23 protein-coding genes are annotated in these 22,914 nt (G+C 63.3%); 15 read left to right on the top strand and 8 right to left on the bottom strand.

Annotated elements, in window-relative coordinates; all coding sequences use genetic code 11:
• The first annotated feature begins 12 nt into the window (after nt 1–12).
• The 4 genes from preA (at nt 13) to FJ492_RS05680 (ending at nt 2,889) form a co-directional block, all read left to right on the top strand.
• Nucleotides 13–1,326: an NAD-dependent dihydropyrimidine dehydrogenase subunit PreA gene (preA, locus tag FJ492_RS05695; protein ID WP_140747597.1), complete on the top strand. Its 1,314-nt coding sequence runs from the start codon at nt 13–15 to the stop codon at nt 1,324–1,326.
• Nucleotides 1,327–1,439: 113 nt separating this feature from the next.
• On the top strand, nt 1,440–1,958 hold the full coding sequence (locus FJ492_RS05690; protein WP_027141588.1) for an Rrf2 family transcriptional regulator: 519 nt from the start codon (nt 1,440–1,442) through the stop codon (nt 1,956–1,958).
• Nucleotides 1,959–1,986: 28 nt separating this feature from the next.
• Nucleotides 1,987–2,445: a carboxymuconolactone decarboxylase family protein gene (locus FJ492_RS05685; protein ID WP_140768921.1), complete on the top strand. Its 459-nt coding sequence runs from the start codon at nt 1,987–1,989 to the stop codon at nt 2,443–2,445.
• 66 nt (nt 2,446–2,511) lie between these two features.
• Complete coding sequence (locus FJ492_RS05680) at nt 2,512–2,889, top strand: DoxX family protein (RefSeq protein WP_140768919.1); 378 nt, start codon at nt 2,512–2,514, stop codon at nt 2,887–2,889.
• A 44-nt stretch (nt 2,890–2,933) separates the two neighbouring features.
• Here FJ492_RS05680 and FJ492_RS05675 read toward each other — a convergent pair whose 3' ends face one another.
• Together FJ492_RS05675 and FJ492_RS05670 are read right to left on the bottom strand one after the other, a co-directional pair.
• Entirely contained in the window at nt 2,934–3,656 is a 723-nt protein-coding gene (locus FJ492_RS05675) for an SDR family oxidoreductase (protein ID WP_140768917.1), read from the bottom strand.
• The gene (locus FJ492_RS05670) at nt 3,653–4,492 is read right to left on the bottom strand and encodes an SDR family NAD(P)-dependent oxidoreductase (protein ID WP_140768915.1); all 840 of its coding nucleotides are present in this window, start codon (nt 4,490–4,492) and stop codon (nt 3,653–3,655) included. The genes FJ492_RS05675 and FJ492_RS05670 overlap by 4 nt, the downstream gene beginning before the upstream one ends.
• Nucleotides 4,493–4,595: 103 nt before the next feature.
• On the opposite strand from FJ492_RS05670, the gene FJ492_RS05665 reads away from it, so the two are divergent.
• Complete coding sequence (locus tag FJ492_RS05665; protein WP_140768913.1) at nt 4,596–5,462, top strand: helix-turn-helix transcriptional regulator; 867 nt, start codon at nt 4,596–4,598, stop codon at nt 5,460–5,462.
• Between the two features lie 147 nt (nt 5,463–5,609).
• Here FJ492_RS05665 and FJ492_RS05660 read toward each other — a convergent pair whose 3' ends face one another.
• Nucleotides 5,610–6,245 (bottom strand): TetR family transcriptional regulator C-terminal domain-containing protein, encoded by a 636-nt coding sequence (locus FJ492_RS05660; RefSeq protein ID WP_140502355.1) that lies wholly within the window; start codon nt 6,243–6,245, stop codon nt 5,610–5,612.
• 225 nt (nt 6,246–6,470) lie between these two features.
• Here FJ492_RS05660 and FJ492_RS05655 point away from each other — a divergent pair, with 225 nt between their 5' ends.
• The 4 genes from FJ492_RS05655 to FJ492_RS05640 all read left to right on the top strand — a co-directional run bounded on the left by FJ492_RS05655 (nt 6,471) and on the right by FJ492_RS05640 (nt 11,018).
• Nucleotides 6,471–7,799 (top strand): aspartate aminotransferase family protein, encoded by a 1,329-nt coding sequence (locus tag FJ492_RS05655; RefSeq protein WP_140502356.1) that lies wholly within the window; start codon nt 6,471–6,473, stop codon nt 7,797–7,799.
• Nucleotides 7,800–7,869: 70 nt separating this feature from the next.
• Complete coding sequence (locus FJ492_RS05650; protein WP_140768911.1) at nt 7,870–9,120, top strand: Zn-dependent hydrolase; 1,251 nt, start codon at nt 7,870–7,872, stop codon at nt 9,118–9,120.
• Between the two features lie 66 nt (nt 9,121–9,186).
• Nucleotides 9,187–10,638 (top strand): dihydropyrimidinase, encoded by a 1,452-nt coding sequence (hydA, locus tag FJ492_RS05645; RefSeq protein ID WP_140768909.1) that lies wholly within the window; start codon nt 9,187–9,189, stop codon nt 10,636–10,638.
• Between the two features lie 2 nt (nt 10,639–10,640).
• Nucleotides 10,641–11,018 (top strand): hypothetical protein, encoded by a 378-nt coding sequence (locus tag FJ492_RS05640; RefSeq protein WP_181166587.1) that lies wholly within the window; start codon nt 10,641–10,643, stop codon nt 11,016–11,018.
• 26 nt (nt 11,019–11,044) lie between these two features.
• Here the strand turns inward: FJ492_RS05640 and FJ492_RS05635 are convergent, their stop codons facing one another.
• Entirely contained in the window at nt 11,045–11,449 is a 405-nt protein-coding gene (locus tag FJ492_RS05635; RefSeq protein ID WP_015317160.1) for a cupin domain-containing protein, read from the bottom strand.
• Between the two features lie 139 nt (nt 11,450–11,588).
• On the opposite strand from FJ492_RS05635, the gene FJ492_RS05630 reads away from it, so the two are divergent.
• From FJ492_RS05630 to FJ492_RS05610, 5 genes are all read left to right on the top strand, one after another.
• Nucleotides 11,589–12,380 carry an ABC transporter ATP-binding protein gene (locus FJ492_RS05630; protein ID WP_140502361.1) on the top strand — a complete coding sequence of 264 codons (792 nt, stop codon included), beginning with the start codon at nt 11,589–11,591 and terminating at the stop codon, nt 12,378–12,380.
• Nucleotides 12,381–12,673: 293 nt separating this feature from the next.
• On the top strand, nt 12,674–13,552 hold the full coding sequence (locus FJ492_RS05625) for an ABC transporter permease (protein WP_140768907.1): 879 nt from the start codon (nt 12,674–12,676) through the stop codon (nt 13,550–13,552).
• The gene (locus FJ492_RS05620; RefSeq protein WP_140768905.1) at nt 13,549–14,703 is read left to right on the top strand and encodes an ABC transporter permease; all 1,155 of its coding nucleotides are present in this window, start codon (nt 13,549–13,551) and stop codon (nt 14,701–14,703) included. Before FJ492_RS05625 ends, FJ492_RS05620 begins: the two co-directional genes overlap by 4 nt.
• A 40-nt stretch (nt 14,704–14,743) precedes the next feature.
• Nucleotides 14,744–15,715, top strand: a complete 972-nt coding sequence (locus FJ492_RS05615; protein ID WP_140502365.1) for an ABC transporter substrate-binding protein — start codon at nt 14,744–14,746, stop codon at nt 15,713–15,715.
• A gap of 192 nt (nt 15,716–15,907) precedes the next feature.
• Entirely contained in the window at nt 15,908–16,351 is a 444-nt protein-coding gene (locus FJ492_RS05610) for a CHRD domain-containing protein (protein WP_140502367.1), read from the top strand.
• 54 nt (nt 16,352–16,405) lie between these two features.
• Here the strand turns inward: FJ492_RS05610 and FJ492_RS05605 are convergent, their stop codons facing one another.
• The 3 genes from FJ492_RS05605 to FJ492_RS05595 form a co-directional block, all read right to left on the bottom strand.
• Nucleotides 16,406–18,055, bottom strand: coding sequence for a thiamine pyrophosphate-binding protein (locus FJ492_RS05605; RefSeq protein WP_140768903.1), 1,650 nt, complete (start codon nt 18,053–18,055; stop codon nt 16,406–16,408).
• On the bottom strand, nt 18,052–19,227 hold the full coding sequence (locus FJ492_RS05600) for a CaiB/BaiF CoA-transferase family protein (RefSeq protein ID WP_140768901.1): 1,176 nt from the start codon (nt 19,225–19,227) through the stop codon (nt 18,052–18,054). The genes FJ492_RS05605 and FJ492_RS05600 overlap by 4 nt, the downstream gene beginning before the upstream one ends.
• Before the next feature lie 99 nt (nt 19,228–19,326).
• Nucleotides 19,327–20,259: an alpha/beta hydrolase gene (locus tag FJ492_RS05595; protein ID WP_140768899.1), complete on the bottom strand. Its 933-nt coding sequence runs from the start codon at nt 20,257–20,259 to the stop codon at nt 19,327–19,329.
• Between the two features lie 186 nt (nt 20,260–20,445).
• Between FJ492_RS05595 and FJ492_RS05590 the strand changes: the two genes are divergently transcribed.
• Nucleotides 20,446–21,453: a ribonuclease gene (locus FJ492_RS05590; RefSeq protein WP_140717608.1), complete on the top strand. Its 1,008-nt coding sequence runs from the start codon at nt 20,446–20,448 to the stop codon at nt 21,451–21,453.
• A 49-nt stretch (nt 21,454–21,502) separates the two neighbouring features.
• Here FJ492_RS05590 and FJ492_RS05585 read toward each other — a convergent pair whose 3' ends face one another.
• Nucleotides 21,503–22,795: a GGDEF domain-containing protein gene (locus tag FJ492_RS05585; protein WP_140768897.1), complete on the bottom strand. Its 1,293-nt coding sequence runs from the start codon at nt 22,793–22,795 to the stop codon at nt 21,503–21,505.
• Nucleotides 22,796–22,914: the final 119 nt, after the last annotated feature.

Genomic DNA, 22,914 nt, shown 5'->3' with positions numbered 1-22,914 from the left:
AAGGGACCTGTCATGGCTGACATCCGCAACAATTTCGTCGGCATCAAATCGCCCAATCCGTTCTGGCTGGCCTCGGCGCCGCCGACCGACAAGGCCTACAACGTCATCCGCGCCTTCAAGGCGGGGTGGGGCGGTGTGGTCTGGAAGACGCTGGGCGAAGAGGGGCCGCCGGTGGTCAACGTCAACGGCCCGCGCTACGGTGCGATCTGGGGCGCCGACCGGCGCCTGCTCGGCCTCAACAACATCGAGCTGATCACCGACCGCGATTTGCAGACCAATCTGCGCGAGATGAAGCAAGTCAAGATGGACTGGCCCGACCGCGCGCTGATCGCATCCATCATGGTACCGTGCGTCGAGGAAAGCTGGAAATCCATCCTGCCGCTGGTCGAGGAGACCGGAGCCGACGGCATCGAGCTCAATTTCGGCTGCCCGCACGGCATGTCGGAGCGCGGCATGGGGGCGGCCGTCGGCCAGGTGCCGGAATATATCGAAATGGTGGTGCGCTGGTGCAAGCAATATACGCGCATGCCCGTCATCACCAAGCTGACGCCCAACATCGCCGATATCCGCAAACCGGCGCGGGCAGCGCATGCCGGCGGCACCGACGCGGTGTCGCTGATCAACACCATCAATTCGATCACCGGCGTCGACCTCGACAGTTTCGCACCGATGCCGACCATCGACGGCAAGGGTTCGCATGGCGGCTATTGCGGCCCGGCGGTGAAGCCGATCGCCATGAACATGGTGGCCGAGATCGCGCGCGACCCCGAAACCCGCGACCTGCCGATCTCCGGCATCGGCGGCATCACCACGTGGCGGGACGCCGCCGAATTCATGGCACTTGGCGCCGGCAACGTGCAGGTCTGTACGGCGGCGATGACCTACGGCTTCAAGATCGTGCAGGAGATGATCGCCGGCCTCGAAAACTGGATGGATGAGAAGGGCCACCGCTCGCTCGACGACATCATCGGCCGTGCCACGCCCAACGTCACCGACTGGCAGTACCTCAACCTCAACTATGTCGCCAAGGCGCGTATCGACCAGGATGCCTGCATCAAATGCGGCCGCTGCCACATCGCCTGCGAGGACACCTCGCACCAGGCGATCACCAGCATGGTCAACGGCGTCAGGCATTTCGAGGTGATCGAGGCCGAGTGCGTCGGCTGCAATCTGTGCGTCAATGTCTGCCCGGTCGACAATTGCATCACCATGGAGCCGCTGGCGGCGGGCGCGTTGGACCAGCGCACCGGCAGACCGGTGTCGCCGGTCTATGCCAACTGGACGACGCATCCGAACAACCCGATGGCCAAGGTGGCGGCGGAGTAGCGAGCAGACATTCGACGAGAAAAGCGGCGTCTTCGGGCGCCGTTTTTTCATTTTCATATTGCAGATAAAAATTATCCACGATAAAAGGTATCCATGAATGGGAGATTGGCATCATGAAGCTGGGCGAGGGCGTTGAAGCGGCCATTCACTGCGCGGCCACGCTGGCCAGTGTCGAGGGCAACAGCACGATGCCGGGCGCGGCCCTGGCGGAGGCCTTCGGCCTGTCGCCGACCTATCTCCTGAAGCATCTCAACATGTTGAGCGCGGCGCGGATCCTGGAATCGGTGCCGGGTCCCGCCGGCGGCTACCGGCTGGCGCGGGCTGCCGAGCGCATCACGCTGCTCGACATCGTGCTGGCCGTCGAAGGGCGCGAGCCGGCGTTTCGCTGCGGCGAGATCCGCCGCAACGGTCCGGTCAAGATCGACGCCTCGGCCTATGTCAAACCCTGCGGCATCAATGCCGCGATGCTGAAGGCCGAGCGCGCCTACCGGGCAGCGCTCGCAGAGGTGAAGCTGTCCGACATCGTGGCGGATTACGCGGCGGAAGGCGACCCCAGATCGTTTGCCGCGAGCTGCGCCTTTGTCGAGCGTCATCAGCGGCCGCAGAAATCCCGTTCAACCAACCAAGCCTAACCTCCCCAAAGATGCGAAAGGAAAGACGATGAAACAGAGACTGCAGTTTTTCGCCAAGGCGCCGGAAATCATGAAGGCGGTGACGGCACTCAACAAGGCGGTCGACGAATGCGGGCTGGAGGTGAGCCTGCTGCACCTGATTAAGCTCAGGGCCTCGCAGATCAACGGCTGTTCCTTCTGCGTCGAGATGCACAGCCGCGAAGCCAGGCGCGACGGTGAGACCGAACAGCGGCTCTATCTGGTCGCTGCCTGGAAGGAATCGCCGCTCTTCTCCGAGCGCGAACGCGCCGCCTTCGCCTGGACCGAAGCGGTGACGCTGATCGCCAAAAATGGTGTGCCGGATCAACTTTATATCAGCACGCTCGAGCATTTTTCGGAAGAGGAACTGGTCAAGCTGTCCGTGGCGGTCGGCATGATCAACACCTGGAACCGGCTCTGCATCCCGTTCCATGCCATCCATCCGATGCCGGCCGCCAAGGCAGCCTGACAGTCCTGGTGTCTATTGGAGCGCCGAGGAAAGCGGCGCTCCTACTGTTTTCAAAGGGAGAATTTAATGCCCGTCGATTTGCCTTCGACCTTGCTGTTTCTCGGCCGCCTGCTGCTCGGCGGCGCCTTTGTCTTCGCCGGCCTGCGCAACATCCAGAACGCCGCATTCCTGACCGGTTTGATGGCCGCGCGTGGCGTGCCAAAGACTCGGTTGGCGCTGTGGGCCGGCATTGTCCTGCAGATCATCGCAGGCGTGCTGGTGATCGCCAGTCTCTGGACCGCGATTGCCTGCACGGTGCTGGTGATGTTTCTGGTCGTGGCGACGTCAATGTTCCATAATTTCTGGGATCATCAGGGTCCAGACCGGGCAGCGCGCATCAACGGTGTCGTGGGCAATGTCGCGCTGAGCGGAGGGTTTTTGACGTTGATCGCGCAGTCGCTTTAATTTGTTCATGGAACAGTGGTCGCCTGGCGACGATTGCCAAATGCTCAGGCCGCGAACCGCAGTCCGCCATCGCAGGTCAGCACCTGGCCGGTCATGAAGCTGTTGGAGACGAGGAAGGCTATCGCCGAGGCGACGTCCTCGGCACGGCCGATGCGGCCGACCGGCGTTTTCCCCGCATATTCGGCAAAGACCGCCTGCCGCTGCTCAACCGGTAGAAAATCCCACCACGGCGTGTCGATGACGCCGGGCGCAACCACGTTGACGCGCAGCGGCTTCAGTTCCACCGCCAGGATCGGCGCGACGGTCAGCAGCATGCCGTTGATGGCGCCGATGCCGGCGACGCCCGGCATCGCGACCTGGGCCGACACCGCCGAAATGAATGTGACCGATCCCGATTTGTTCAGCGTCGGCAAGGCTGCCTGCAGGCAGGAGAGTTGCGGGCGCACTTTTTCGTCGACGCCCCCGGCGATGTCTGCAAGGTCGAGGGTCTCGAATGGACCGAGGCCCTTGCCGCCGCTGGCCGCCAGAACGAGATGGTCGAACGGGCCGAGGCGCTCGAAGAACTGGCATACGTCATCCGGCTTCGAAGCGTCGAAGGCGGCCTTGTCGGCAGCGCCGCCAAGGCTCTTCCAGGCGCTGACGAGCTTGTCCTGGTTGCGCCCGGTGATGGTCACCTTCATGCCCGGGCCGAGCAGTTTGCGCGCTGTCGCCAGGCCGATGCCGGACGAGCCGCCGATGATGACTGTGTGTTCGGTTCTGTCGGTCATGACTGTTCTTCCTTCGATTTTGGCGAAGCCAACCCGACGAGGTCGAGGCTCCGGCTGCGCAATTGCTGTCTTGCCCTGGCGTCGTAGGCCTGGGCGTGGGCGCGGGATTCGCGCAGGCCGTCGAAATAAAGGCCGCTGCGCCCTTCGAGCGCGGATGAGGTGGCGAGGTTCAAGATAGCTTCGGCGCCGGTTTCGACGGAGTTCCACGGCGTCACGCCCGCCTGTCGGACCATGGTGGTGTTCATGTAGCTCGCCGGATGCAGTGCGTTGACGGTGACGCCGCTGCCTTCCAACTGCTCGGCCAGATCGACGGTGAACAGGATCTGCGCCAGCTTGCTCTGGCAGTAGGCGCGCACCCCGCTATAGCCGCGGGTCAGCATGACATCGTCGAAATCGATCGGCTGCTGGCCGGCGGACGCGACATTGACGATGCGTGCCGGGGCGCTCGCCTTCAGCAGCGGCAGAAGCTCCGAGGTCAGCAGGAAGCCGGCGAGATAATTGACGGCAAAGCGCAACTCGTAGCCATCGGCGCTTGTCTGTCGCTTGTCGCCAGCAGTGCCGACGCCGGCATTGTTGATGAGGATGTCGAGGCGGGTTGTGCTGCCGCGCACGGCCTCGGCGAGGCGTCTTACCTCCGCCAGCGAAGCGAGATCGGCCGCGAGAAACTCGGCCTTGCCGCCGGCGGCTTCGATGTCGGCGATAACGGCCTTGCCACGGGTTGCATCGCGGCCATGCACCAGCACCCGTGCTCCGGCGGCACCCAGCCTTTGCGCCACGACCCGGCCGACGCCGTCGGTCGAGCCAGTGATGAGGATGGTCTTGTCTTTCAATTCCATGTTCAGAGCCTGCTGTTGTTGCCCTGAACGCAAGATGGGGCGCTTCGCCCATGTCAAACAGTTCAAACTTTATCCTGGTATCAATACTGCTATAATAGCCGGCGTGAACGCTCCCGCTGCCTCCACCCGATCAGCCGACGAGAGCCGCCGGCGCGAGCTCGGCGCCTTCCTGCGTTCGCGCCGGGAAAGGCTAGCGCCGTCGGCCACCGGCATCACGACAGGTCCGCGACGGCGAACGCCGGGTCTGCGGCGCGAGGAAGTGGCGATGATCGCCGGTGTCGGCACCACCTGGTACACCTGGCTCGAACAGGGCAGGGATGTGCGGCCCTCGGTGGAAGTGCTGGCGGCGCTCTGCGAGGCGCTTCGCCTCGACGCCGTCGAGAAGCGGCATCTGTTCATCCTGGCCGGCCGCCAGCAGCCGGAGCGTCGTGTGGCGGCGCCGGAAAAGGTCGACGCCACGCTGTTGCATATGCTGCAAAGCCTGGTGCAGCAGCCCGCCTATGTCGTCGGCCGGCGTTGGGACGTTCTTGCCTGGAACGAAGCGGCCGTGGCGGTGTTCGGCGACTACGGCCTGCTGGAGGGCGATAGCAGAAATATCGTCCACATGGTGTTCACCAACCCGCACCACCGCCGCCTGCTGGTCGACTGGGAAGAACTCGCCCGCGTGGTGCTCGCCTCGTTTCGTGCCGAAAGCGCCAAATATGTCGGCGATCCGGATTTCGAACGGCTGATCGCGCTGATGATGAACTCAAGTCCCGAGTTCCGTGACTGGTGGCCCCGGCGCGACGTGGCGCGAAAACTAACCGGCGTGAAGCACATCCGGCATCCCAAGGCTGGCTTGATGGCTTTCGAGCATATGAGCTTGTCGATCGACGACGGCTCAGACATGCGGCTGATCGTCTACACGCCGCTCGCCGAGCAGAACTCGATCGCCAAGCTGCAGCAATTGCTCGACGCGATGCCGGCCTAACGACGCAGCGCGTGAGACCCCTCAGCTTCGTCGTCCTCGGGTCTGCGCTGCGTCGCCACGTCCTTGCTCCGCCCGTGGATGACGAAATAATGAGCGCCTCCGCTAACCTCACGGTCAGCAAGAACCAAACAACCGGTGGGTCGGCCGCTAGCCGTTTGGCTTCAGCCCATCGAGGAACAATTGCTCCAGGAAGCGGGCAGCGTCCTCGAAGCGGCCGTCGCCGCCGCGGTTCGACCCCAGAACGGCGCGGACCTGGACGTCGAAATCGGCATAGTGCTGCGTCGTTGCCCAGATCGCGAAGATCAGGTGCCAGGGATCGGTCCGGGCGATCTTGCCGGCGCGCATCCAGCCCTTGATGACGGCGGCCTTCTCGTCGACCAACGTCTTCAACTCGCCCGCCAACAGCGGCATGATGCGCGGCGCTCCCTGCAGGATCTCGTTGGCGAACAGCCGGCTCTCGCGCGGAAAGTCGCGGGCCATTTCCAGCTTGCGCCTGATGTAGCTCCTGAGTTCGGTCATCGGATCGCCGATGTCGTCGAGTTCCCTGAGCGGCGCCAGCCAGGTTTCGAGCAGCCGTTCCATCAATGTCTCGTGAATGTCCTCCTTGCGGCGGAAATAGTAGAGCAGGTTCGGCTTCGACATGCCGGCGGCTTCGGCGATCTGGTCGATGGTCGAACCTCGGAAGCCGTTGGTGGAAAACACTTCGAGCGCGGCCTCCAGGATCAGTTCGCGCTTTTCCACCTGGATGCGGGTGCGGCGAGGGGCTTGCGTGCTCGTGGTCACCGTTGCGGACCCTCGCATCGACGGTCATCTGGACCAATTCTCTGGACCAGTTTTTCTCCAACCTGTGGAACGCACTTTAGGAGCCGCATTTCCGCTAGTAATCCATTGACCGCCGACATGGCGGTGCTAACGTTTGTCCAATCGGTCAAAATTTGCGTAGCATGAAAGCGCGGCAAAGACCAAGCGTTGGGCGCAGCGAAACAGGTACAAGGGGAAATCTTGGTCATGTCCAACCGGCTGAAAGTCACGCCGAACGATCTCAGCGCATTCTGGATGCCGTTCACGGCAAACCGGCAGTTCAAGCAGGCGCCGCGCATGTTCGTGTCCGCCAAGGACATGCATTACACGACCAGCGACGGCCGCAAGGTGCTGGACGGCACCGCCGGCCTGTGGTGCGTCAACGCCGGCCATTGCCGTCCGAAGATCACCGAGGCGATCCAGCACCAGGCCGCCGAACTCGACTACGCCCCGGCCTTCCAGATGGGCCATCCGATCGTGTTCGAGCTGGCCAACCGCCTGGTCGACCTCGCGCCCAAGGGCATGGACCATGTGTTCTTCACCAATTCCGGTTCGGAATCGGTCGAGACGGCGTTGAAGATGGCGATCGCCTATCACCGCGTGAAGGGAGAGGGCTCACGCACCCGGCTCATCGGCCGCGAGCGCGGCTATCACGGCGTCAATTTCGGCGGCATCTCGGTTGGCGGCATCGTCACCAACCGCAAGATGTTCGGCACGCTGCTGGGCGGCGTCGACCACATGCCGCACACGCATCTGCCGGAGAAGAACGCTTTTTCGAAAGGCGTGCCGGAGCACGGCGCGGAGCTCGCAAACGAGCTGGAGCGGATCGTCGCCCTGCATGACGCCTCGACCATCGCGGCCGTCATCGTCGAGCCGGTCGCCGGTTCCACCGGCGTTATCCTGCCGCCGAAGGGCTATCTCGAGAAGCTGCGCGAAATCTGCACCAAGCACGGCATCCTGCTGATCTTCGACGAGGTCATCACCGGTTTCGGCCGCCTTGGCGCGCCGTTCGCCGCCGACTATTTCGGCGTCACGCCCGACATCATGACCACCGCCAAGGGTGTCTCCAACGGCGTCATCCCGATGGGTGCCGTGTTCGTGAAGAAGGAAATCCACGACGCCTTCATGACTGGCCCCGAGCACATGATCGAGTTCTTCCATGGCTACACCTATTCGGGTAATCCGATCGCTTGTGCGGCCGCACTCGGCACGCTCGACACCTACAAGGAAGAGGGCTTGCTCACCCGTGGCGAGGAACTGGCACCTTATTGGGAGGATGCGCTGCATTCGCTGAAGGGCGAGCCGCATGTCATCGACATCAGGAACATCGGCCTGATCGGCGCGATCGAGCTCGCGCCTATCGCCGGCAGCCCGACCAAGCGTGCGTTCTCGGCTTTCGTCAAAGCCTTCGAGCGCGGCGCGCTGATCCGCACCACCGGCGACATCATCGCACTGTCGCCGCCGCTCATCATCACCAAGGGCCAGATCAACGAACTGATCGACCATGTGCGGGAAGTACTGCGGTCGATCGACTAGACTTGCCTTTACTGGGTAGGTGGCGATGGGAACCGCCACCCGCCCAGAACATGAAATGGAAGGACTTTGAATGGCCGCACCCGGCGAAAATCTGCGAATCAATTCAGACCGTTTGTGGGATTCCATCATGGAGATGGCGAAGATCGGCCCCGGCATCGCCGGCGGCAGCAATCGCCAGACCGTGACCGACGAGGACGGCGAGGGCAGGCACCTGTTCAAGCGCTGGTGCGATGCCGCCGGGCTCGAAATGGGCGTCGACGAGATGGGCACCATGTTTGCCCGCCGCGAAGGCACCGACCCCAGCCTGCCGCCGGTCTATGTCGGCAGCCATCTCGATACGCAGCCGACCGGCGGTAAGTATGACGGCGTTCTCGGCGTCCTCGGCGGCCTGGAGATCGTGCGCTCGCTCAACGATCTCGACATCAAGACGAAGCACCCGATTGTCGTCACCAACTGGACCAACGAGGAAGGCGCACGCTTCGCCCCGGCGATGATGGCATCCGGCGTGTTTGCCGGCGTGCTCGACCAGGCCGATGTCTACGAGCATACGGACAAGAACGGCAAGAAATTCGGCGAGGAACTGGAGCGCATCGGCTGGAAGGGCGCCGAGAAGGTCGGCGACCGCAAGATTCACGCCTTCTTCGAACTGCATATCGAGCAGGGCCCGATCCTCGAGGACGAAGATATCGACATCGGTATCGTCACCCACGGCCAGGGCCTGAAATGGCTGCAGGTGACGCTGACCGGCAAGGAGGCGCATACCGGCTCGACGCCGATGCCGAAGCGCCGCAATGCCGGCCTCGGCATGGCCCGGGTGATCGAACTGGTGCACGAGATCGCCATGGACTACCAGCCCGACGCCGTCGGCGCGGTCGGCCACATGGAAGTCTATCCCAATTCGCGCAACATCATCGCCGGCCGCACCGTCTTCACCATAGACATCCGCTCACCGGAGAAGGAAATGCTCGACGCCATGGATGGCCGCATCCGCGAAGGCATCGACACGATCTGCGACGCGCTCGACATCCGATACGAGATCGAGCAGGTCGGTCATTTTGATCCGGTCACCTTCGACAAGGGCTGCGTCAAGGCGATCCGCGACGCCGCAGAGCGGCTTGGTTACACGCACCGCAATATCGTCTCCGGCGCCGGCCACGACGCCTGCTGGATCAACCGCGTCGCGCCGACCGCGATGGTGATGTGCCCTTGCGTGGATGGATTAAGCCACAACGAGGCGGAAGAGATCACCAAGGAATGGGCCGCGGCCGGCGCCGACGTTCTGTTCCACGCGGTGGTGGAGACGGCCGTCATCGTGGAGTGAATTTAGAGATTTACCTTCAACGCCGCTCACCAAGAAGCGCGAAGAGAAGAACAAGGGAACAGCAAAATGACCAAAGTCATCAAGAACGGCACCGTCGTCACCGCCGACCGCACCTGGAAGGCCGACGTGCTGATGCAGCACGGCAAGATCGTCGCCATCGGCTCGGACCTGCATGGCGACCATGAGTACGACGCCACCGGTTGCTATGTCATGCCAGGCGGCATCGATCCGCATACCCATCTTGAAATGCCCTTCATGGGCACTTACTCAGCCGACGATTTCGAATCCGGCACGCGTGCGGCCCTGGCCGGCGGCACGACGATGGTGGTCGATTTCTGCCTCCCGTCCCCGCAGCAATCGCTGCTCGAAGCTTTGCAGATGTGGGACAACAAGACCTCCAAGGCCTCATGCGACTATTCCTTCCACATGGCGATCACCTGGTGGGGCAAGCAGGTGTTCGACGAGATGGCCACCGTCGTCGACAAGGGCATCACCTCGTTCAAGCACTTCATGGCCTACAAGGGCGCGCTGATGGTGGACGACGACGAGATGTACGCGTCGTTCCAGCGCTGCGCCGATCTCGGCGCACTGCCGCTGGTGCACGCCGAGAATGGCGACGTGGTCGCCGCCCTGTCGCAGAAGCTGCTCGCCGCCGGCAACAATGGCCCCGAAGGACATGCGTATTCGCGCCCACCGGAAGTGGAGGGCGAGGCAACCAACCGCGCCATCATGATCGCCGACATGGCCGGTGTGCCGCTCTATGTCGTGCACGTCTCCTGTGAGCAGAGCCACGAGGCGATCCGGCGGGCGCGCCAGAAAGGCATGCGGGTGTACGGCGAGCCGCTGATCCAGCACCTGACGCTGGACGAGAGCGAGTATTTCGACAAGGACTGGGATCACGCGGCGCGCCGCGTTATGAGCCCGCCCTTCCGCAACAAGCTGCATCAGGATTCTCTGTGGGCGGGCCTGCAAGCCGGATCGCTGCAGGTGGTGGCGACCGACCATTGCGCCTTCACCACCGAGCAGAAGCGTTTCGGCGTCGGCAATTTCACCAAGATTCCCAACGGCACGGGGGGCCTCGAGGACCGGCTGCCGGTGCTATGGACCAAGGGCGTCAACACCGGGCGGCTGACGATGAACGAGTTCGTCGCGGTGACATCGACCAACATCGCCAAGATCCTCAACATGTATCCAAAAAAGGGCGCTATCGTCGAAGGTGCCGATGCCGACATCATCGTCTGGGATCCGAAGCGCAAGAAAACGATTTCTTCGAAGAAGCAGCAGTCTGTCATCGACTACAACGTGTTCGAAGGCGTCGAGGTGACGGGCTTGCCGCGCTTCGTCTTCTCGCGAGGCGAGTTGTCGATCGACGAAGCCGAGGTGAAGGCAAAGCCCGATCATGGTGAGTTCGTCGGCCGCGAGCCGAACGCCGCGGTCAACCGGGCGCTGTCGACCTGGAAAGAGATCACCGCGCCGCGCAAGGTCGAGCGGACCGGCATTCCGGCGACCGGGGTTTGACGGTGAGGCGCGCGGGGTTCTATCTCACCGCCGTTCTTGTTCTGGCTGCCGGCTCCGCCTCGGCGGCCGGTATCGACCTGTCCAAGCCCTATGGCAATAAGACCGGCTGCATCAATAAGAATGGTCAGAAGGTCTATGCCGAGGACATGCTGCTGCTTACCGATACCGACTTCATCACCATCGCCAGCGCCTGTACCTTCATTGAAAAGCAGGTACAGGCCGACGGTTCGCTGGTGGCGAAGGCGCAATGCCAGGCGGAAGGCGAGGAAGGCCAGTCGACGATCCGGTTCACCATCAAGCGCAGCGCCAAGAACGCCAAGAAGCTGGTGATTGCCGACGAGGACGATACCGTCTACGGGGAAGTGTCACGGTGCCGATGACGGCCAGCGTCCCTCGTTCGAGGATATCAAGCGACCAGTGCATCCAGTTCCGGCAACAGGACGACGCTTTCCTGTTCGTTGGGGTCGGTGCGGGCGATGACGGCCGACGAGGGGGCGTTGCTCAGATTGGCCGGCAGATGCGGCACGCCGGCCGGAATGTAGAAGAGGTCACCGGCCTTGACGACGATGTGATGCTCCAGCCTGTCGCCATACCAGGTATGGACCTCCCCGGAGAGCACGTAGATCGCCGTTTCATGGTTCTCATGCAGATGCGCCTTGGCGCGGGCGCCGGGCGGCATGGTCAGCACATGCATGCAGATGCCGGAAGAGCCGACCGACTCGGTGGCGATGCCTGCGAAATAGGTTAGACCCTGCTTGCCTTCATAAGTGCTTTCAGGGCGGATAAGATGACAAGTGGGTTTAGGCGACATCGGGGAAACTCCGGGCGTCGATTGAGTGGGACAAGCTCAGCAGGGCTGGGGCCAATGGGACGGGTCGAATGGAAAACAACATCGCGATAAAAGCAATCGGAATCGGGACGGCGCCGCGGGAACAGGCAGGCCGCAACCGATGACGGGAACTTCGCCAGCCGTTGTTTCGGCAAGCAAGCTTGGGCTCACCTTCCAGACCAATGACGGGCCGGTGCAGGCGCTGTCCAATGTCGACCTGACCATCGGCAAGGGGGAGTTCGTCTCCTTCATCGGGCCGTCGGGCTGCGGCAAGACCACTTTGCTGCGCGTCATTGCCGATCTGGAGAAGCCGACCTCGGGGGCGATTTCGGTCAACGGCATGACAGCTGAACAGGCGCGCGAGAAACGCGCCTATGGCTATGTGTTCCAGGCCGCCGCCCTGTTTCCCTGGCGCACCATCGAGCGCAATGTCGCGCTGCCGCTGGAGATCATGGGCCTGTCCAGGGCCGAGCAGGCGGAGCGCATCAAGCGCACGCTCGACCTCGTCAATCTCAGCGGCTTCGAGAAGAAATATCCCTGGCAGCTTTCCGGGGGCATGCAGCAGCGCGCCTCGATCGCCCGTGCGCTCGCCTTCGACGCCGACCTCCTGTTGATGGACGAGCCGTTCGGCGCGCTGGACGAGATTGTTCGCGACCACCTCAACGAGCAATTGCTGGAACTGTGGGGACGGACGAACAAGACCATCTGCTTCGTCACGCACTCCATCCCGGAGGCGGTCTATCTGTCGACACGCATCGTCGTCATGTCGCCACGTCCGGGCCGGGTCAGCGATGTCATTGAATCGACGCTGCCGAAAGAGCGGCCGCTCGGCATCCGCGAGACGCCGGAGTTCCTGGCGATCGCCGCACGGGTGCGGGACGGGTTGAGGGCAGGGCATAGCTATGATGATTGAAGCGGGTGACAAGCGCACGGCGTACTGCGCCTTCGTCATCCTAGGGCGGAGCAGGCGCGTAGCAGCCTGCGCAGACCCTAGGATCCATGCCGCGACATCGGCCGAGGGTCGTAAGCAGCTGAGAATACCGGCCAAACAGAGTGGGGCGCAGGGCGCCGTATTCCGCACCGCTGCGGAGCGGAAATGTAACGGCATGGATCCTAGGGTCTGCGCCGCGTCGCTCCGCTCCTTGCTCCGCCCTAGGATGACGAAGGCGCATGTGACGAAGGCGTGTGATCCGCGAGACTTCGCCCATGGATAGCTTCCGCTCCAAGCTCGTTCCCGTAACCTCCATCCTTCTGGGCGTGGTCGTGCTCTGGTATATATTCGCCGTCTTCCTCAACGCGCCCTTCCAGCGCGATCTCGACCGGCGGGCCAACGAAACCTCGACGTTCAGCGAACTCATCGGCAAGACGTTGTCGCAGCCGAAGCCGACGCTGCCGGCGCCGCATCAGGTGGCGGTGAATTTCTTCGAGAACACCTTTCTGCGGCCCATCACCTCGAACCGCAGTCTTGTCTACAACGCCTGGGTGACGCTGTCCTCGACGCTGCTCGGCTTTGCCTTCGGCACTGCGCTGGGCATCGTCATTGCGGTGGGTATCGTCCATGTGGCGACGCTCGACCGCAGCCTGATGCCGTGGATCATCGCCTCGCAGACCATTCCGATCCTGGCGGTGGCGCCGATGATCATCGTCGTGCTGGCGGCGGTCGGCATCACCGGCTTGGTCCCGAAGGCGATGATCTCGACCTACCTGTCGTTCTTTCCGGTAACGGTCGGCATGGTGAAGGGGCTGCGCTCGCCCGAGATCATGCATCTCGACCTGATGCACACCTACAATGCCAGCCAGGCCCAGACCTTCTGGAAGCTGCGCGTGCCGGCCTCGGTGCCGTTCCTGTTCACCTCGATGAAGGTTGCGGTGGCGGCAAGCCTTGTCGGCGCCATCGTCGGCGAACTGCCGACGGGTGCTGTCGCCGGCATCGGCGCCAAGCTGTTGGCCGGCGCCTATTACAGCCAGTCGATCGACATCTGGTCGGCGCTGGTCGCCGGTTCGATCGTGGCGGGGCTGCTTGTGATGGTGGTTGGCATCGCCGGCCGCCTCGTCGACCGCGCCATGGGCGGGAGGCCGGCATGAACCGGCTGAAACCTTCCTGGCAAGCGGCGTTGGCGATCCTGGCGTGCCTGATCGCCGTTGCGCTCGGAGCGATCGCAGCGCCAAAAGTGGATCCGCTGGCGCAGCCTGCGGGGACGTTGATCTATCCCTATGCCGCGACGAGCTGGCTGATCTTCGGCGCGCTGCTTCTCGCCGCTTTGATCCCGATGGCCAAAGTGCCGCCCATGGCCGAAGCTGTCGTGCTTTTCATCGGTGCGCATCTGGCGGCCTGGCTGCTCATCGGGGGCATTGCCGGCTTCGAAGGTCTGGCGCGGGCGCCATATTTCCTGCTGCTCGCGGCCGCCTGGCTGCTTGGCTGGCGTTGTGTCGCGGTCTTGTCTGGACTGCGCCCGACGGACGGGCCGACGAGGACCGCTTTGCGTCTGATCATTCCGGCGATCTTCGGTGCCTGGATCCTGATCATCTGGGAGGCGGTAACGCGAGGCGCCGGCATTCCTTTCATCCTGTTGCCGCCGCCGAGCGCCATCGGCGCGCGCATCGCCGGTTCGCTGCCGATCCTCGGCGCCGATGTCCGGCAGACCATCTTCAAGGCAGTTCTTTTCGGCTATGTCGTGGGCAGCGGTGCGGGCTTCGTCACCGCTGTTCTCGCCGACCGCGTGGCGTTCCTGCGGCGCGGGCTCTTGCCGATCGGCAATATGGTCTCGGCGCTGCCGATCATCGGCGTGGCGCCGATCATGGTCATGTGGTTCGGTTTCGACTGGCAGTCCAAGGCGGCTGTCGTCATCATCATGACCTTCTTCCCGATGCTGGTGAACACGGTCGCCGGGCTCGCCGCGTCCGGCCATATGGAGCGCGATCTGATGCGCACCTATGCGTCTGGCTATTGGCCGACGCTCATCAAGCTGCGGCTGCCGGCGGCAGCGCCTTTCATCTTCAACGCGCTGAAGATCAACTCGACGCTGGCGCTGATCGGCGCCATCGTCGCCGAGTTCTTCGGCACGCCGGTCGTCGGTATGGGCTTCCGCATTTCGACCGAGGTCGGGCGGATGAACATCGACATGGTCTGGGCCGAAATCGCAGTTGCAGCACTTGCGGGTTCGGTCTTTTATGGCGTGGTCGCCCTTGTCGAAAGGGCCGTCACGTTTTGGCATCCCTCTGTCCGTGGTGGATAGGGGCGGTGGGTTCAGGGCACTAACTTCAGAGGGTAAAAAAATGAAAAGACTTATTATTCCAGTTCTGGCCGGCGCGATGTCGCTGGCCGCGTTCCAGGCAATGGCCGCCGACAAGGTGACCTTGCAGCTGAAATGGGTCACGCAGGCGCAGTTTGCCGGCTACTATGTCGCCAAGGCGAAGGGTTTCTATGACGCTGAAGGCCTCGACGTCGAGATCAAGCCGGGCGGTCCCGACATCGCCCCCGAGCAGGTGATCGCCGGCGGCGGCGCCGATGTCATCGTCGACTGGATGGGCGGCGCGCTCGCCGCGCGCGAAAAGGGCGTGCCGCTGGTCAACATTGCCCAGCCGTTCAAGAAGGCCGGCATGGAGCTGGTCTGCCCGAAGGACGGCCCGATCAAGAGCGAAGCCGATTTCAAGGGTCATACGCTGGGCGTCTGGTTCTTCGGCAATGAATATCCGTTCTATGCCTGGATGAACAAGCTAGGCCTCAAGACCGATGGCGGTCCCGATGGCGTCACCGTTCTCAAGCAGAGTTTCGATGTGCAGCCGCTGATCCAGAAGCAGGCGGACTGCATCTCGGTCATGACCTACAACGAGTACTGGCAGCTGATCGACGCCGGCTACAAGCCCGAACAACTCACCGTCTTCAACTACTCGGCCATGGGCAACGACCTGCTCGAGGACGGCCTCTATGCCTCGGAAGACAAGCTCAAGGATCCGGCCTTCGAGGACAAGATGGTGCGTTTCGTGCGCGCTTCGATGAAGGGCTGGAAATATGCCATCGACAACAATGACGAGGCGGCAGGCATCGTCATGGACGGCGGCGGCCAGGACGAAAACCACCAGAAGCGGATGATGAGCGAAGTCGCCAAGCTGATCGACAACGCCGACGGCAAGCTCGACCCGGCGACCTACGAGCGCACCGCCAAAGCGCTGCTCGACCAGAAGATCATCACCAAGGAGCCGAAAGGCGCCTATACCACCGCCATCACCGACAAGGCGGTCAAATAAGCCTGGCAGGCGCAATCAACTGCGCCTGCGAGCGGTTCGACGGCTGACACCAAAAAGGGGCGGGCGACCGCCCCTTTTCCATTCGCTCGATCACAAAACCGTGTGCGGGGATACATTGTGCCAACCAGCCGTTGCATTGAAGCATGCGCGCGGCGGGGAGCCGCGACGCATAGCTTCAATCGGAGGTTCTTCATGCGCGCACACTCCTTCCTGCCGGCGCTGTCGGCGCTCGCCATTTCCACCGCTTTCCTGTTCGCATCACCGGCCATGGCCGAGATGGTAAAATACAAGGCGACCCTGGATGGCGGCCAGCAGAGCCCAGCCGTCACAACCAAGGGCAAGGGGACGGCCACTCTCACCTTCGACACCACGAAGAAGAAGCTCAGCTGGAACGTGAAGTATTCCGGCCTCAGCGGCCCGGCGTCGGCCGCGCATATCCACGGCCCGGCGGCAATGGGTGAAAACGCGGATCCCGTGATCCCGTTCAAAGGCAAGCTCAAGAGCCCGATCAAGGGGTCGGCGACGCTGACGGATGCGCAGGCCGCCGACCTGGAGGCCGGCAAATATTATGTCAACGTACACACGGCGGCCCACAAGGACGGCGAGATCCGCGGTCAGATCGAAAAGGCGATGTAGGGGCCGAAGGCCGGCGGGACAGAGGGAGGCGCCAGGGAACTCGCCTGGCGGCTCTCAAGCCTTGTCGCGTATCTGCGTCATCGTCCGGGTCGGCGTTATCGCTTCGGGATCGAGCCTGATCTCGACGATCGCCGGCTTGCCGCTGGTTCGCGCGCGCTCGAAGGCAGGCGCGAAATCAGCTGTTTTCTCCACCGTCTCGCCATGGCCGCCATAGGCGCGGGCAAGCGCTGCAAAATCGGGGTTCTTCAGATCGGTGCCGACGACACGACCGGGATATTCGCGCTCCTGATGCATGCGGATGGTGCCGTAAATGCCGTTGTTGACGACGATCACCACGATCGGCAGGTCGTACTGCACAGCAGTGGCGAATTCCTGCCCGTTCATCAGGAAGCAGCCGTCGCCGGCGAAGGCGACCACGGTGCGCTCCGGATAAAGCGCCTTGGCCGCGACCGCCGCCGGCGTGCCGTAACCCATCGAGCCCGACGTCGGCGCGGCTTGCGTGCCGAAGCGGCGGGAGCGGTGGAAGCGATGAACCCAGGTCGCATAATTGCCGGCGCCATTGGTCAGGATGGCATCGTCGGGCAACACCTTTTCCAGATAGTCCATGATCGGACCCATCTGGACCGCGCCGGGGCCGGTCTGTGGTGGCGTCGACCATTCGAGATAGGCCGCGTGATGCCTAGGCGTCTCGGCCGCCCATGATGGCGTTCCGGCGGGCTTGCGCTTGGCGAAACCCTCGACGAAAGCCGCTGGCGAGGCGTTGATCGCCAGCGTCGGGCGGTAGACCCGGCCGAGTTCGCCGGCATCGGCATGGACATGCACCAGTGCCTGGTCGGGATAGGGGCTCTTCAGCAACGTGTAATCCGAAGATGGCATCTCGCCCATGCGGCCGCCGATCAAGAGAACGACGTCGGCCTGCTTGATGGCCGCCGCTAGCTTCGGATTGATGCCGATGCCGACATCGCCGGCATAGTTTGGATGAAGATGGTCGAACAGCATCTGGCGGCGGAATGAACAGCCGACAGGAAGCGACCAGACCTCGGCGATCTCACGTATCCGCGCCACGGCATCCGCGTTCCAGCGCGTGCCGCCCAGGATGACGAAGGGACGCTTCGCGCCGGCAAGCAGCATTTCCAGTGCGTCGAGTTCGGCCTCCCCGGGATAGGTCTCGACGGGCGTGTGCGGAAGTGCTTCCGGCGCTTCGACCATGCTGGTCAGCATATCCTCCGGCAGCGAGATGACGACCGGGCCGGGACGGCCCGACGTCGCCACGGCGAAAGCGCGGGTGACGAATTCAGGGATGCGCGAGGCGTCGTCGATCTCGACCACCCATTTGGCGATGTCGCCGAAGAACCTGACGTAATCAACCTCCTGAAAAGCCTCGCGCTCCTTGGCGTGGCTGGCGACCTGGCCGATGAACAGAATGAGGGGAACCGAATCCTGCATGGCGATGTGGATGCCGGCCGAAGCGTTGGTGGCGCCAGGGCCGCGGGTGACAAAGCAGATTCCGGGCTTGCCGGTCAGCCGGCCCTGACAGTCGGCCATCATGGCAGCACCGCCTTCCTGGCGGCAGACGATGGTGCGGATCGAGGAATCATGCAGCGCGTCAAGCACCGCAAGGTAGGATTCGCCCGGCACGCAGAAGATACGGTCTGTGCCGTTGGCTTCGAGGGCGTCGACGATCAGTTGTCCACCGGTCTTCATTTCCCAGACTTCTCCAGTTCGGCAAGGATTTCGTCAGTGTGCTCGCCAAGGCGCGGCGAGGGGCGCTCATAGGTGAGCGGTGTGCCCGACATCATCATCGGCGCGCGCACCGACGGCAGGCGGTTGCCATGGCCGTCGTCGAGGTCGAGCCGCATGCCGCGGGCAATGGTCTGCGGATCGGCGAACATCTGGCCGATCGTATTGATCGGACTTGCCGGCACGCTCGCGGCTTCGAGCTTCGCCAGCAGCGGATCGCGATCCCAGGTCTTAAGCGCCTCGATGATGCGTGCGCGAAGGTCTACGCGGTTGGCGACGCGGGCCGGATTGGTGGTGAAATCGGGATTGGCCGGCAAATCGTCCAGCCCGACCGCGGCGCAGAATTTGGCGAACTGGCCGTCATTGCCGACAGCCAGGATGATGTGGCCATCCCTGACCGGAAGCACTTCGTACGGGGCAATGTTCATATGCGCATTGCCCATCTGCACCGGCGACTTGCCGGAGACGAGATAGTTGAGGTTCTGGTTGCCGAGCGCCGAGATCTGAGTGTCGAACAGCGCCATGTCGATGTGCTGGCCTTCGCCGGTCTGTTCGGCATGGCGAAGCGCGGCCTGGATGGCGATGACCGAATAGAGGCCGGTGAAGATATCCGAGATGGCGACGCCGGCCTTCTGCGGCTCGCGGCCGGCCTCGCCGGTGATCGACATCATGCCGGCCATGGCCTGGATGATGAAGTCGTAGCCCGCGCGGGGCGCATAAGGCCCATCCTGACCAAAGCCGGTGATGGAGCAGTAGACCAGGCGAGGGTTGATCGTCTTCAAGCTGCCGTAGTCGAGCCCGTATTTCTTCAGGCCGCCGAGTTTGAAGTTCTCGATCAGCACATCCGCCGTCGCGACCAGCCGGCGCACCGTCTCGGCGCCTTCCGGCGTCGAGAAGTCGATGGCGATGGAACGCTTGCCGCGATTGCAGGAATGGTAATAGGCGGCCGACAGGTTCTCGCCGTCATGGCTCATGACGAAGGGCGGTCCCCATTTGCGAGTGTCGTCGCCGCCATCGGGGCTCTCGACCTTGATGACATCGGCGCCGAGATCGGCAAGCAACTGCCCGGCCCAGGGCCCGGCAAGAATGCGGGCGAGTTCGACGACGCGGACGCCTTTCAGCGGGGGTTCGGCCATAAATCACCGTGTTTGCCGCAATCATCCTGATTGCTGCGAAAGCACAGCCTCTATCAAGCCCGGCAGCGGCTGTCACGGTCCTTGCAATGGGCCAACCCGTCACGCGTTCAAGGCAGTGTCCGCCCAGTTGGCGAAATCGTCCATGATCGTGTCGCGGTTCACCTCGTTCAGGCTTTCGTGGCGGGTTTCGGCGTAAACCTTTGAAACCAGATTCGAAAAGCCCATCCTGCGCATGCGACTGGCGAGATGGGTGATGCCCTTGCCATAGTCCGAGGCAGGGTCTTTTTCGCCGCCGACGATGGCGACGGGGATGTCGCGGCGAACGGCGGCAAAGCCTGCATCCTTGCCGCCGTTCAGCGCCAAGGCGACCACATCGCGCCACATCGAGATGGAGGCATCCCAGCCGCAGAGCGGATCGGCGATATATTTCGCTACCTCCGCCTCGTCGCGCGACAGCCAGTCGAACAAGGTGCGATGGTTGGGCACCGCCTTGCCCCAGGCCTGGAAGGTAAGTTTCGGCAGCAGGCGCGACGGGACATCGGACCCCAGCCGCATCCGTTCCCAGGCAAGGATACCGAGCGCCACCTGGCCGAGCAGGCCTTGCGAGAAATTGCCGTTCCAGATCGCGGCGGCATGGATGCGTTGCGAGTGGTGTAACAGGTAGCTCAACGCCACGGAGGCGCCCATCGAGTGGCCGAAAAGGATCACCGGCAGGTCAGGCCGCTCGCGGGCGATGAGATCGTGGATGGCGTCGATATCGGCGATCACCTTGGCCGGGCCGTCCTTGTCGGCGAATCTGCCGAGCGGCGCGTCGGGCGCCTTGGTCGCTCCATGGCCACGGTGGTCATGGACATAGACATGGAAGCCCCGGGCGGCGAGGAAACCGGCGAAGCGGTCGTAGCGCGCGGCGTGTTCGGCCAGGCCATGATTGATCTGGACCACCGCACGCGGAGAGCTGTCGGCCTGCCGGACGAACAGATTGAGGTCGGCGCCGGTCGGCGAGCGAACCACGCGCTGCTGGCTGAATGGCATGCCGGCCGGTCTCTCCCTGGTTCCGCCCTCGTGATGTCCAAACTGTGTGCGCCGGTGCCAGATTTGCGTCAATCCGGCCTGCGGGCTTTTCCGCGACGATCTTTCTTGCCACGAGCCCGCAAAATATCGCAATTCTGACATGGAGACAGCTTCAGTCTGTCGCCACTTTCCAGCAGGGGATTCTCCATGCGCATTGCTGTTGTTCTCGGATTGGCCTTGCTGGCGGGATCGCTGGCGGGCGCGGCGCATGCCGACGTCAAGATGCGCGGCACCTTCGTGGCCGACGCTGCCTGTCCGGCGACGCAGGCGATCAAGAACGGCAAGAACCCCGGCAATGTCTCGACGGATGCGGGCAAGACCTACCAATTGCTGGCCGGCAACAAGGACGCTCCGACCCACTACCTCATCCTGGTGCCGGGCGCCGATCCCGAGCGCCGCTGGGTGAAGGTCAGCTGCGGCCATCTCTCGGGCAGCAGTGCCGCGACCGTGCCGGCGGCACCGGGCGGGCAAGGCAAGCCCGCGCCCTCGGGGAAACCCGAATACGTTTTCGCGTTGAGCTGGCAGCCGGCCTTCTGCGAGACCAAGTCGAACAAGACCGAATGCAAGGCGCAAAACCCTAGTGAGTTCGATGCCACCAACTTCACGCTGCACGGTCTGTGGCCGCAGCCGAACGGCAATTTCTATTGCCAGGCTTCGGCCAGCGACAAGGCCAATGACAATCCGGCTCACTGGCAGGACCTGCCACCGGTCAACCTCGATGCCGACACCCGCACCGAGCTCGACAAGGTGATGCCCGGCACGGCCTCGAAGCTGGAACGGCATGAATGGATCAAGCACGGCACCTGCTACGGCAAAAGTCAGCAGGAGTATTTTTCCGACGCCCTTCATTTGATGCGTGAGGTCAACAGCTCGCCGGTGCGCGACCTCTTCGCCAAAAATATCGGCGGCAAGCTGACCGCGGATCAGATCCGCAGCGCCTTCGACCAGGCCTTCGGCGCAGGGGCGGGGGACAGGGTGCGGGTGTCCTGCCTTATCGATCCGTCGAGTGGCCGGCGGCTGATCGGCGAACTGACGCTCGGCCTTGCCGGTCCGATCGGCCCGAACAGTTCGCTCAAGGACCTGCTGCTGGCCTCGGTGCCAACCAACAAGGCCGGTTGCCCGACCGGGACGGTCGATCCGATCGGGTTCCAGTAAGTGCGGGATCGCCGCTTCCGGTAAGCCGGCGCGGCCGTCGCGGAGAGAGCTAGATCTGGGCTGACCTGGTCCAGGCAATGGCGGCGTCGGCCTCATGCCCACCGGGTTCGCCGACGACGCGGTCGCGTCCGGTCGATTTCGCCTTGTAAAGGCGCTGGTCGGCGAGCGCGAACAGATCGGCCAGGCACTGCGTCGTTTCGCTGACGGTGGAAACGCCGGCGCTGACGGTCAGCTCGAAGCGGCTGGTGGCGGCCGATGCCTTGAGCGCGGTGCGGACGCTTTCGCCAAACAGCCTGGCGACGGAATGCGGACGCGAACTCAGGATGGCGAATTCCTCGCCGCCGATCCGGAACACCTGGTCCTCGGCGCCTGCCGCCTCGCAAAGTACGGTTGCAACCGCCTTCAGCACCTTGTCGCCCTCGGCATGGCCGAAACGGTCGTTGATCGACTTGAAGTGGTCGACATCGACGATGAGCAGGCTGAGCGGCCTCGCCGTGCGCAGGCTGGCCTGGACGGCGGCCTCACCGTCGGCATCGAAGCGTCCCCTGTGCAGCAGGCCGGTCAAGCCGTCGCGGCCGACATGCTCGACCAGCGCTTCGTAGCGTTCGCGATAGGTCAACGTCTCGAAAATGTCGGTCAGGCCGCGCGGCATCTGGACGTCCCGGACCTCGAACCATTTGAGATAGGCGACCAGCATGGCACTGAAAGTCAGTGCCGCCGCCATCTTGGCGAACCAGCCGCCGAAGAAGACCGCAATCGGGGCGCCGGCAACAAAATGCAGCGCGGTGAAGAAGCCGGCCTGGTCGAAGGTGAGCACGCAGGCAACCGAAACCAGGATGCGCACGAACCGCGCCTTGCGCAGCGTACGCCCAAGCTTTTCATAGAGCAGGATGATCAGGATGGCGTCGATGACCAGCAGCGTCGTGCCCCACACCATCAGCCAGCCCATCTCGTCGATGAAGCCGATGTCGGGGAGCCGGCCATCGGGAAGCGGAGCGACGGCGTGCAGGCGCAGGAGCAGAACCAGAACCAGCCCGATCATCAACGCATTGCCGAGCAGCAGGCCATAGATCGGCTGACGCACGGTGGCGGCATCTTCCTTCATGTAGAGCAGAAGGAGCATCACGAGCTTGCCGGAAAAGAGCACCGCCGAGCCCGGCGACACCATGCCGAACGGCAGGGCGACATAAAAGACGCTGGCCAGATAGGTCTCCAGGAAATGCATGACGCCAAGCGCGCAGACGAAGACGCCAAGGCCGATGCGCTTGCGGAAGCGGAAAAGCGTCACCATGACGCTGAAGTAGACGACCGCTTCGGCAAGGAGCAGGAAACTGTTCAGCAATGCCGTCGATCCGATCTTTCTCTGGAAATCGCGGCAAGCCGGCGATTCCACCCGATCCTGTTTTGACGCGGAAGGGTTAACCAGGGATTTCCGTGCGCGATCGACCGGTTGAAAACTTG

Source organism: Mesorhizobium sp. B2-5-4 (genome assembly GCF_006441095.1).
GTDB lineage: Bacteria > Pseudomonadota > Alphaproteobacteria > Rhizobiales > Rhizobiaceae > Mesorhizobium > Mesorhizobium salmacidum.
Note: the sequence above shows the minus strand (reverse complement) of the source record. Positions and strands in the feature narration are given on the sequence as shown.